Source organism: Nostoc sp., from assembly GCF_036917135.1.
Taxonomy (GTDB): domain Bacteria; phylum Cyanobacteriota; class Cyanobacteriia; order Cyanobacteriales; family Nostocaceae; genus Nostoc.
On record NZ_JBALEA010000003.1, the window covers coordinates 39,886 to 51,774 of the forward strand.

At 41.3% G+C, this 11,889-nt stretch carries 8 protein-coding genes and 1 tRNA gene; 6 read left to right on the plus strand and 3 right to left on the minus strand.

Annotated elements, in window-relative coordinates; genetic code table 11:
- The first annotated feature begins 317 nt into the window (after positions 1 to 317).
- Together V7K50_RS00840 and V7K50_RS00845 are read left to right on the plus strand one after the other, a co-directional pair.
- On the plus strand, positions 318 to 3,119 hold the full coding sequence (locus V7K50_RS00840) for a PAS domain S-box protein (protein WP_334956339.1): 2,802 nt from the start codon (positions 318 to 320) through the stop codon (positions 3,117 to 3,119).
- A 7-nt stretch (positions 3,120 to 3,126) separates the two neighbouring features.
- Positions 3,127 to 4,650: a hybrid sensor histidine kinase/response regulator gene (locus V7K50_RS00845; protein WP_334956341.1), complete on the plus strand. Its 1,524-nt coding sequence runs from the start codon at positions 3,127 to 3,129 to the stop codon at positions 4,648 to 4,650.
- Positions 4,651 to 4,658: 8 nt separating this feature from the next.
- Here V7K50_RS00845 and trhO read toward each other — a convergent pair whose 3' ends face one another.
- A complete protein-coding gene (gene trhO, locus V7K50_RS00850; protein WP_334956343.1) occupies positions 4,659 to 5,573 on the minus strand; it encodes an oxygen-dependent tRNA uridine(34) hydroxylase TrhO in 915 nt (304 codons plus the stop codon).
- 197 nt (positions 5,574 to 5,770) lie between these two features.
- Here trhO and V7K50_RS00855 point away from each other — a divergent pair.
- Positions 5,771 to 5,843: transfer RNA gene (locus V7K50_RS00855), tRNA-Ala, on the plus strand.
- A gap of 648 nt (positions 5,844 to 6,491) precedes the next feature.
- Here the strand turns inward: V7K50_RS00855 and purH are convergent.
- Positions 6,492 to 8,036, minus strand: coding sequence for a bifunctional phosphoribosylaminoimidazolecarboxamide formyltransferase/IMP cyclohydrolase (purH, locus tag V7K50_RS00860; RefSeq protein WP_334956345.1), 1,545 nt, complete (start codon positions 8,034 to 8,036; stop codon positions 6,492 to 6,494).
- A gap of 469 nt (positions 8,037 to 8,505) precedes the next feature.
- On the opposite strand from purH, the gene V7K50_RS00865 reads away from it, so the two are divergent.
- Together V7K50_RS00865 and V7K50_RS00870 are read left to right on the plus strand one after the other, a co-directional pair.
- The gene (locus V7K50_RS00865; RefSeq protein WP_334956348.1) at positions 8,506 to 9,564 is read left to right on the plus strand and encodes a glycosyltransferase family 4 protein; all 1,059 of its coding nucleotides are present in this window, start codon (positions 8,506 to 8,508) and stop codon (positions 9,562 to 9,564) included.
- A 150-nt stretch (positions 9,565 to 9,714) separates the two neighbouring features.
- On the plus strand, positions 9,715 to 9,846 hold the full coding sequence (locus tag V7K50_RS00870) for a hypothetical protein (protein ID WP_334956350.1): 132 nt from the start codon (positions 9,715 to 9,717) through the stop codon (positions 9,844 to 9,846).
- A 152-nt stretch (positions 9,847 to 9,998) separates the two neighbouring features.
- Here V7K50_RS00870 and V7K50_RS00875 read toward each other — a convergent pair whose 3' ends face one another.
- The gene (locus V7K50_RS00875) at positions 9,999 to 11,315 is read right to left on the minus strand and encodes a CCA tRNA nucleotidyltransferase (RefSeq protein WP_334956352.1); all 1,317 of its coding nucleotides are present in this window, start codon (positions 11,313 to 11,315) and stop codon (positions 9,999 to 10,001) included.
- Positions 11,316 to 11,401: 86 nt separating this feature from the next.
- Between V7K50_RS00875 and V7K50_RS00880 the strand changes: the two genes are divergently transcribed.
- Entirely contained in the window at positions 11,402 to 11,650 is a 249-nt protein-coding gene (locus tag V7K50_RS00880; protein WP_334956354.1) for a Ycf34 family protein, read from the plus strand.
- The last annotated feature ends 239 nt before the right edge of the window (positions 11,651 to 11,889 follow it).

The window sequence follows — 11,889 nt, forward strand, 5'->3', positions numbered from 1 at the left end:
TACTTTACACTGCAAGATTCCCATGAAGATTGAACCGACATATACCTCTATAGGAAGACAAGTAGGTCGGCGTAAATAATTATCGTTGGGATAAGGCAGGGGGAAAGAGAGTTTGAGCCTTATTTACTTTTCTTTACACAGGTTGGTTTTATTGTGCCGACTTACTTATATGAAGACTTAAAAAAAGAAGCTGAAAAATCCCATAGCTCTGACAATGAAATTATCCTCGAAAGTCGAATTATAGATATTTAATTATTTTTTCAGATTTCAGCAAATTAAATCTCGCATTTAACAAAACTTTTTTCACCCAACCACTAATGCTATTTCCTGAAAATGAAAGCCAACGTCTAGAAGTACTTAATCAATATCAAATTTTAGATACACCACCAGAAGAAGTTTTTGATGAACTAGCTCAACTAGCTGCTAACTTTTGTGAAACACCAATCGCTCTCATTAGCCTAGTTGATGCAGAACGAGAATGGTTCAAGTCAAAAATCGGAGTAAGTATATCGGAAGTTTCTCGAAGCATTTCCTTTGGTAGTTATACTATCTTGCAAAGTCAAATATTAATTATCCCCGACACTTTGCAAGATGAACGGTTTGCGAAAAATCCCTTTGTCACATCAAATAATTATTTCCGCTTCTATGCGGGTGTTCCTCTAATTACCTCAAGCGGCATTGCATTAGGTAGTCTTTGTGTAATTGATTTTGCACCCCGAAACTTGAATGTTAAAGAACAAGTAGCTTTGCAACAATTGTCTCGACAAGTAATCAGACATTTAGAGTCATATCGGCAAAAACTTATTGATGATAGCCAAAGAACTTTTAATCTCTTTTTCTCTAAAAATCCTAACCCAATGTGGGTATATAACCAGAATAATCTGCAATTTTTAGATGTAAATGAAGCTGCTGTTATCCATTACGGCTACTCACGAGAAGAGTTCTTAAAAATGCGAATAACTGACATTCGCCCTCTAAAAGATGTGCCTATATTACGGGAATATTTAAGACAAAATTACCCTAACTTACACTTTGCTGGACAATGGCAACATCAGCGAAAAGATGGACAGATTATTGATGTTGAAATTTTCACGCATCCAATAGATTATAGCAGTTATAATGCTCGTTTGGTTAATATACGAGATATCACAGAACACAAACAAATAGAAAAAACTCTTCAGGAAAGTGAAGCCAGATTTCGAGTTATTTCTGAAGCTATCCCTGTTCCGTTCATTATTTCGCGTGTCTCTGATGGGTTGATTTTATACGCTAATCCCGAGTCACTTCAAACATTTCAGTTTTCTCCAGAGTATTTAGTTAATCGCAAAAATATATTAGATTTATATCATTATTTCACAGATTTAGAAGCCCTGTTAAAAGCTCTTAATCAAGATGGCTTTATTCATAATTATGAACTTCAATTAAAAAGAGCCGATGGAACTTTTTTTTGGGCGATCGCTTCCCTTCAATATTTACATTATAACAACGAATCAGCAATATTGACAGTATTTAATGATATTAATGACCGCAAAAATGCTGAGACAAAACTTCAAGGGCAAAATGAGTTTTTGCGGATAATTTTTGAGAGTATACCGTTGATGATTGCCCTGATTGATGCCAATGGCAAACTCCAGTGGGTGAACCCAGAATGGGAAAATGTTCTCGGTTGGAAATTTCAAGATTTCCAAACTCGTGATGTCTTGGAACTGTTATACCCTAATGCTGAATATCGACAGTATGTAATTAATTTTATGCAGTCTGCACAACGCGTTTGGGGCGATTTTAAAACTCAGATGCGCGATGGTCGTTTACTAAATACATCTTGGACTAATGTTTACCTTTCCAATGGTCAAATTATCGGTATTGGGCAAGATATTACAGAACGGAAGCGAACTGAATTAGCTCTAAAAGCCCAAGCCGAGCGGGAGCAATTGATGCGAACTGTTGCTCAACGGATTCGTCAATCTTTGAATCTCCACGATATTCTGAATGCAACAGTTGAAGAAGTGCGATATTTACTTGGAGTTGATCGAGTCGTAGTTTATCAGTTTGACTTAGCGATGATCGGCACAATTATGGCGGAATCGGTGGAACCTGGATGGACGGTTTCTTTGGGTGTAGAGATTCATGATACTTGTTTTCAAACAGGCACAGGAGTGGAGTATTATCAGGGACGCAAACGTGCGATCGCTAATATTTATGAAGCTGGACTAACTGATTGCCATATTCGCCTGTTAGAACGGTTTGAGGTGAAAGCAAATTTAGTTGTACCAATTTTACTAGAAGTCAGCTCTCAAAACCCTGGCTCTCACCTTTGGGGTTTACTGATTGCTCACCAATGCTCTGGTTTCCGCCAGTGGGAAGAAAATCAATTAGATTTGCTCGATCAACTGACAGTCCAATTAGCGATCGCAATTCAACAATCCAGTATCCTTGAGCAAGCTCAAACTGAACTTGTTCAAAGACAAAAAGCTCAAGTGAAATTAAAAAATGCCTTAGCTGAAAAAGAAGTTCTCTTAAAGGAAGTTCATCATCGAGTTAAAAATAATTTGCAAATTGTCTCCAGTTTATTACAACTTCAGTCTCAAACACTCAAAGATCCAGAAGTCATCAAAGTTCTTCGAGAAAGTCAAAACCGAATTGAGTCAATATCTCTCATTCATAAAAATTTGTATACCTCCGCTAATATTGGACAAATTGATGTTGGTGACTATATCCATAATTTAGCAGCAAGCTTGCTAATTTCCTATCAAATATGGCCTGGTAAAATCGCTCTCAAAACTGATATAGAACCATTGAGTTTGAATATTGACCAAGCTATGGCCTGTGGATTGGTTATTAATGAATTAATCTCTAATGCCCTCAAACACGCCTTTCTCAATCAACAACTAGGTACTATTAGTATTACTCTACGTAATCTGGACAATAGTATCGAGATGACTATCGGAGACAATGGCATTGGTTTACCAGATAATTTAGATTGGAGAAATACTGATTCTTTGGGTCTGTCGTTAGTACATGATTTGGTTACAGAACAACTGGAAGGTGACATAACTCTAGAACGCAATCATGGAACAGTATTCAAAATCCAATTCACGCAGTTAACTTTGCATCAGTAAATATCAAATGGGTCAAGCTAAGATTTTAGTCGTTGAAGATGAAGTGATTGTGGCTAGAACTATTGCTAGCCAACTGAGTCAACTAGGATATATTGTTACGGGTACAGCTTCATCTGGAAAAGTTGCCATTGCCAAGGCATCGGAAACTCAACCAGAACTAGTATTAATGGATATTATTCTTAAAGGTGAGATGGACGGTATTGCTACCGCCAGTAAGATTCGTGAGCAGTTAGATGTACCTGTAATTTATTTAACCGCTTATGGTGACGATCATACTTTAGAAAGAGCCAAAATTACCCAACCTTTCGGATACATCGTTAAACCATTTACTACAAAAGATTTAAGAATAGCGATCGAGATTGGTCTGTTAAAACACCAGTTAGAACGTGAACTGCGGGAAAATCGAGATCAGTTAGCAACCCTTTTAAACTCAATAAGTGATGCTGTAATCGCTACTAATGAGCAGGGAACAGTAACATTTATGAATCCCGCAGCTGAGGCGCTGACTGGCTGGCAGCAAAAAGATGCTTTAGGAAATGAAGCAACAAAGATTTTTCACCTTGTCGATGAAGTTACAGAGACTACATTAGAAAACCCGGTGACAAAAGTGTTGCGAGAGCAACAGGTTGTTTATTTAGGGGAATTCACATCTTTAATTACAAAAAACGGCAAAAGAGTTCCAATTGGTGATAGTGCTTCACCAATAAAGCAACGGCCTGACCAGATAAATGGTGTAGTAGTTGTTTTCTGGGATCTTAGCGAACGACGGCAAACAAAGCTGCTAGAACAAGCATTGGAGAAAGAGCAAGAACTTAACCGTCTCAAATCCTTATTTATCTCTACTGTATCTCATGAGTTCCGTAATCCTCTGACTGTTATTCAAACATCAGTAGAACTCATAGAAATGCAAGGAGCAAATTTGACAGATGCAAAAAGAGGCATCTATTTAAAGCGAATTCAAGGTGCTGTGCGATCTCTGGAAAAACTCATGGAAGAGGTGCTGTTTATGGGTCGAGCGGAGGCAGAAAAACTCAGATACAACCCTGTTAGCCTTCACTTAGAGCAATTCTGTCGAGAGTTAATCGAAGACTTTTCTATTGTTAAAAGTAGCGCGTGTGAAATTGTTTTTACCTGTCATAGTGATAACACTAATGCTGTCATGGACGAAGGACTATTACATTACCTATTTGAAAATCTCGTCTCAAACGCGGTTAAATATTCTCCAAGAGGTGGCAAAATTCAGTTTGATTTAATCTGCGACCCGATTGAGAAAGTAGCAATTTTTTATATTCAAGATCAAGGTATGGGCATTCCCGAATCAGACCAAGATAAACTTTTTGAATCATTCTACCGAGCCTCAAATGTCCAATCAATTAAGGGTACTGGATTGGGGTTAGTAATTGTTAAAAGGTGCGTTGATGCTCACAGAGGTCAAATCACTGTCACAAGTCAAGTTGGAGTCGGTACTACATTTACAGTAACTTTGCCCTTAAATTCGGAATTATCCTTGACTGAAGATTCAGAATTATGAATTATTCTTCAACTCACATCCTGATTTTTGTTAGCAAGTTGGGTTTGGTAGTGCCGCCATTTTTGCTGCTGACGCGCTCTTTTTTCTTCGGTGAGGCTATCGAAACAATAGAGACAAGAGATACCTTGCTCATACTTGTCAGATACCTTATCTTCCTCAGAAATCGGACGCCCACAACAGAAGCACCGCTCACAACTACCTTCCTCCAACCGATGACTGACAGTTACGCGATCATCAAAGACAAAACATTCCCCTTCCCATAAACTTTCTTGGGCTGGAACTTCCTCCAAATACTTGAGAATGCCGCCTTTAAGATGGTAAACTTCTGCAAAGCCTTGAGCAAGCATAAAAGATGAGGCTTTTTCACAGCGAATGCCGCCTGTACAAAACAGAGCAACCTTTTTGTGTTTAGTTGGGTCGAGGTGGTGTAGCACATAATCGGGAAATTCGCGGAATGATTCAGTTTGGGGATTTTCTGCACGGTGGAAAGTACCGATATTCACCTCATAATCATTCCGGGTGTCAATCACGGTTACTTCTGGATCAGAAATTAAATCATTCCATTCCTGGGGATTGACATAAGTGCCAACTCGCTCGCTTGGGTCAATTTCCGGCAACCCTAAAGTGACAATTTCTTGCTTCAACCGGACTTTCATCCGCTCAAAGGGCGGGGTTTCGGTATAGGACTCTTTGTGTTCTAGGTCTGCTAGACGGGGGTCAGAACGCAAAAACCAGAGAACCGAGTCAATAGCCTGACGCGATCCAGCAATTGTACCGTTAATCCCCTCTTGTGCTAGCAAAATTGTCCCCTTGACACCTTGCCCTTGGCAGTAAGACAGCAGAGGTTCTTGTTTATCGGCAAAATCTGGCAGCTTAACAAATTTATACAGTGCTGCGATGACCTGGATATTTTCTGGTTTCATCCCTTTGAGAATAGAACAATATAGGGAACTCCAACAAATAAATTATCCAATCTTGTGGGGTGGGCAACATGAGCGCCCAGTTCACAGGACGGGCGAGACGCCCATCCCACAAGAAATATTAGGATATTTTATTACTTGCAAGTCCCATAAGTTACAATAGCAATGGCAAGTAAATTTACCTGCTATTTTAATTTTATGGGGGTTTAGCTCAGTTGGTAGAGCGCCTGCTTTGCAAGCAGGATGTCAGCGGTTCGAGTCCGCTAATCTCCATTAAAAATCCTTCATTGAAACGTGCGATACCTGGGTTTGGCTACGCCTATGCAAATATATATAATATACATCAAAACCCCACCCCTTTATAGGGAATCCCCAGAGGGTTAACAAGCGGCTAAAGTTTGCGATCGCAGATAACAAAGCCGCTTTTTTTGTATAGATGTCCAATAATTTGATCAGTCCAGTCCTTGACTCTATACCCAAACAATGGGGAGATACTCTATTAGATAAATTCCGTTGTTTCCAATGGTGTATGTGTCAAAAAATATCAAAATCATCGATTAGTTGATCGCCAAAATTTTTGGAAGCGTTAATTTATATACGCAAATTAAAAAACGCTTGGGAGTGTTGCCGTGTTTCCACCCCAGGCGTTTTTTATTCTTAACTTGCTCCTCACACACTATTCAACAATATCACTGCTTCTATCAAAAGGCAAGTATATTGAATGAAACTTTTTAAAACTGGACAACCAATCTAATTTTTGACAAATTAAAAAACGCTTGGGAGTGTTGCCGTGTTTCCACCCCAGGCGCTTTTTATTTTTAACTTGCTCCTCACACACGACTAAACCATATCACCGCTTCTATCAAAGGGCAAGTATATTGAGTGACACTTTAAAAACTGCACACCTTACGGTTAAATATTTTAGTGTAAAAAGTGACGTACACCAGTTAAGACCATCACTAAACCCAGTTGGTTAGCAGCAATGATAGAATCTTTATCGTGCAAACTTCCCCCTGGTTGGACAATGGCTGTAATTCCTGCGGCTGCGGCTGTTCTGACTGAATCATCAAAGGGGAAGAATCCATCGCTGGCGAGAATTGCGCCTTTGGCTTTTTCTCCAGCTTGTTCTAGGGCAATTTTAACTGAGCCGACGCGGTTCATTTGACCACTACCTACTCCTAGTGTAGTGCGATCGCTTGTCACAACAATGGCATTAGATTTAATGTGTTTGCAAACTTTCCACGCAAATAGCAATTCGGCTAATTCGCCCTCGGTAGGTTGACGTTCAGTGACTATTTGCCATTTAGTAGTGTCAGCAATCACGTCATCGCTAGCTTGGACAAGGAAACCACCTGCGATCGCCTTCACTGTTTCCTTAGAGCCACTGCTGAAATCTGGTAAAATCAAAACTCGCACGTTAGATTTTTTGGCTAAGATTTCTTGAGCTTCAGCATCACAACTTGGTGCAACCACACATTCTAAAAATGTTTTGGTTAACTCACTGGCCGTAGCCGCATCAATGGGACGGTTGAGTGCGACAATACCACCAAAGGCAGAAATAGAATCAGCGTTGAAAGCTTTTTGGTACGCTTGGAAAATAGTACTTCCCAGTGCGGTACCACAGGGATTTGTATGTTTGATAATCGTTGCGGCTGGGGTATCTGTGAATTCAACAATAATTTGGCGTGCGGCTTCTAAATCAACTAAGTTATTGTAACTAAGTTCTTTACCTTGCAGTTTGGTGGCGGCTGTCCATCCCGTTGGGGTAGTACCAGTTTGATACCAGGTGGCGGGTTGATGGGGGTTTTCGCCGTAACGCAGAGATTGTAATTGTGTGCCGCTAAGGGTGTAATGCTGTGAGTCTGCGAGGTCAGATGCGAACTGACAAGTCAGCGCTTGCGCTATCGCTTGATCGTAGCTAGCAGTGTGCGAAAATCCTTTTAATGCCGCCTTTTGCCGAAACTCTAAGGATGCTTGGCCGTTATTTTGGCGCAATTCTTGCAAATACTCGTCATACTGTGCCGGATCGCATAATACAGCGAGATGGGCAAAGTTTTTCGATGATGCCCGTAGCATCGCCGGGCCACCGATATCAATTTGCTCAACGGCTTGGGATAATGTCACCCCTGGTTTAGCAATAGTTTCCTCAAAAGGATATAGATTCACCACCACTAAATCAATCGGGCGAATTTGGTTATTTTCTAAATCTGTAATGTCTTGGGGAACATCTCGCCGTGCCAAAATTCCGCCATGAATCCGGGGATGCAGTGTTTTAACTCTACCACCTAAAATCTCTGGTGAAGCTGTATAATCTGCAACTTTGGTAACTGGGAGTCCCGCATCTTTGATTGCTTGGGCTGTTCCCCCACTGCTGATTAAATCAAAGTTAAATTCTTCAACCAAGCTACGGGCTAGGTCAATTAAACCAGTTTTGTTAGATACACTGAGCAGGGCTAGACGCGCCATTGATCAATTCCTTAAAAGTAGGCCAGAAGCAAAGGATCTCAAGTTTTACATAAGCCTTGGCTCACTTCAAGACTTTTGGCGATCATTCACAGATCCGGTAGCGGCATCAAAAGGTTTATAGAAAGCGGCGGGAAACTCCATCCCCTCCCTACGGGACTACGGGACGCTACGCGAACATGGGTAGAGAGGGATAGCCGCCCCGCCACTTTAGTCATTGGTCATTGGTACTAATGACTAATGACTAATAGCAAATTTAGTCTTGATAATTTTGGAGTTTTACCCCGATTTATCGAGCTGTTAATGAATAAGTCTTTAAGCTAAGTAATTGGTTATAAGCGCTCTTGGTCAGTAGGAAGTGGTCAATTTGACCCACTACTGACTACTTTTGAGTTGTCATTAAAGACTTCAATAATTATGTTGATTTACACTCAGTTACTTATCTTTATTTTTTATACACATCTCAAAAATTATGCGAATCATACATATTTTAAACCACGTTCAAGAAATAGGTAACGGGATTGTGAATGTGGCTGTGGATCTAGCTTGTCTACAGGCTAAATCTGGTTATGAGGTGGCGGTTGTTTCTGCTGGTGGTGAATACGAGAGGTTACTAGATATTTGTGGTGTCAAACACTACCAACTAGACCAAAGCCGGAAACCGATCAGTATGATCAAAGCAGCTATGCATTACCGAGCGATCGCAGCTGAATTTCAGCCGGATATTGTTCATGCCCACATGATGACGGGAGTCATACTAGCACGTATTTTTAAAGGACACAAGTATGCTTTAGTTTCTACGGTACACAACGAATTTCAACGTGCTAGCCTGCTGATGGGTTTAGCTGACAGGGTAATTGCCGTCAGTAAGGCGGTGCGAGATTCTATGGCCAGGCGTGGTATCCCAGAAAACAAGTTGCGGGTAGTATGCAATGGAACTTTGGGCAGTCCCCGCACTCGACAAATACAAGATTATCAACCTTTACCATTACAGCGTCCAGCGATCGCCACCGTAGCCGGGATGTATCAACGTAAGGGAATCACTGAGTTAATCGCTGCCTTTGAAAAAATTTCCTCAGATTTTCCCCAAGCGCATCTTTATTTGGTAGGAAATGGTCCTGATAAACAGCTATTTGAGGCACAAGCACAAGCAACTTCTGTAAAAGAACGCATTCATTTTGAAGGTTTCCAGCCGGAACCTCAGCGCTATCTCATATCTTGTGACATATTTGTGCTGGCTTCCCACCGCGATCCTTGCCCTTTGGTGCTTTCGGAAGCAAGAGAAGCTGGAACTGCGATCGTCGGTACTCAGGTAGATGGGATTCCTGAAGCTTTGGATAATGGGCAAGCAGGTCTTTTGGTGCCAGTAAAAGATAGTAATGCTTTAGCTGTGGTATTAGTGGAATTACTGAGTAATACTGAGATGCTGCACGAGTGGAAACAACGGGCAAATAAAAACCTAGAGCGGCTGAGTGTTGCTCGCGTCCATCAGGAAACCTTGGTAGTATATCGTGAGTTAATTACGGAATGAAGGCATTAGCTGATATCTTGCACTCTTGCACTGGAAGTCTCGGCTACACGAGGTAAAACCCGCCTACGCGGGTTTCAAACTTGCATATTTAAAACTTATATAACTCTTGTGGGGTGGGCAACATGAGCGCTCTAATTATGCAAGTTAAATGTGGAACAGCTTACTAGTCGCCAATCCCCAGTCCCCAGTAACAGAGTTAAAATTAAAGCGATCGCTTTAATTTTAACTCTGTTACGCCGAAAGCGCCAAAGAGCAGTACACCCAAAACACCATAACTCTTAAATTCACGCAATCTTTATAAAAAATCTAAATTAGAATTTATGCATTGACAAATTAGACAATATGTGAATCATAGCTAATTATTCAGACAGTAATAAACCGTGGTTTATTACTGTCTGAATGGGGCACCACATACTAGGCTTGAGAGCAAGCTGCTAACCCTCAAGTAACTGACGTGCAAGAGCGATCGCCTCTGTTGGTGTTGAAACTTTCCCCTCAGCTTGTGCTACGCCAATTTCTCTCAAGAGTTCGCCGATGATTGGTGAAGCTGGAATATCTAATGCTATAATCAAGTCCTTCCCGCTCACTAGTGGAGTCGGATGAGCGACCAGATCATCAGGGTTCAAGTAGCGGTTGATCAAAGATGCCCAAACAGGGAAACGCCTTTCTTTAGTTTCCTCTGTTATGACGACTGGTGTATGTAGTGGCTTGTCACCAGACATCGCCTCTAGGAAATTATCAAGTGCTACAGCTAGCACTGCCGTAGTGGGAAAGGCAATATCTGCGTCATGGAATAAAAAGTATTGTTCTCGCAAAGACATATCGACTACTTGAAACTGCGGTAATAGTTTCAGAGCAGTGGTTACACCTCTGATTTCGGCACGGCTATAAGTTAGTTCCTGTAGCTCTATTTCTGCTAATTCGGGATTTTGGTTGACTAGACAAGCAAGTTTGGCAATACCTAGCCAAGTGGTTTTGATGCGATCGCGGACATATTCTTGCAGTTGTGTCCCTAATTCTGGCCAATTTTCTGTGAGTAAGGCGGCTGCATTGTCAACTGCTGCTAGTTTGAGCAAGCTTTCACGGGTGGCATTTTTGAAGAAAGGGGCAAGTAAACCATCTTCCCAAGCACTAGTTATCCAGGGAGTACCTTGAGAATTTGCTAATAGATAGCCAATTTCTACCCTAACTCGTTCGGCAGCAACTTTGCTGATATGTGATGCCAAAGAACGAATTGCGGCTTGGGTAGCTGGCTCAATAGTAAAACCTAATTGGGCAGCTTGGCGATAACCTCGCATTAACCGCAAAGGATCATCTTCTAGGTTGGCGGGTGATACCATTCGCAAAATGCCCTGTTGTAAGTCTAGGTAACCTTGCAGAGGATCGATAATTTCTTGAGTATGGGGATTATAGGCGATCGCATTTACTGTAAAATCCCGTCTGTGCAAATCAACTTCTAAACTATTTCCTTCCTGTTGGGCAAAGTCAGCTGTGGCGTGGGGAAAAACCACACGGGCAATTTGTCGTTTGGCATCGAGTAACACAAAACCAGCTTTGTAATGATGAGCGATCGCTCTCGCTACCTTTACCGCCTTAGATGGGATAACAAAATCTAAATCCAGATATTCGCGCGTTCTGCCAAGGATAGCATCTCGGACAGCACCACCTACCATATAAGCGGGTTGTGGCAGAAATTCCAAGCTAAAAGGCCAATTTTCAGGAGCTAGGGTAGAAGGAACTGATTCGTGCATTGTAATAAAAATCAACCCATCAACTCATGAATAACAGTTGGGCTTAAGTTAGATTAGCAATAAAGGCGCCTGGAGTTGGTTCTATTATGTGTATTTGCGTGAACTGCCACTATGTAGACAGCTGTGTTACCTATCATGCCGTTGAAGGGCAGCACCAACAGCCTCACTTGACTGAAACACCAGATTTTGATCCGAATGAACCTTCGATCAATGTCAACATTCGGACTAAAGATGATGTAATTGAAATGGAATGGGATGTTGTTGGTTGCCTGAGCTTTAAGCAAGAAACGGGTAAGTGGTCAAAATTGCGTCCTGGTGAATTAGTGCCGACTTGACAAATAGACAATAATATGTTAAATTAACGCCCATTAATAACAGAACCTTGACTTAGGGACTGACAAGAAATAAATTACCCAATCTTGTGGGGTGGGCGTCTCGCCCGCCCATATACAAGGGCGGGCGAGACGCCCACCTCACAATAAGTAGTTGAGTATTTTTTTATTTGGAAGTCCCTTATGCAAAAAGGCAGTAAAAGCCTTGATTTACCGTAGGGGTAATTCATGAATTGCCCCTA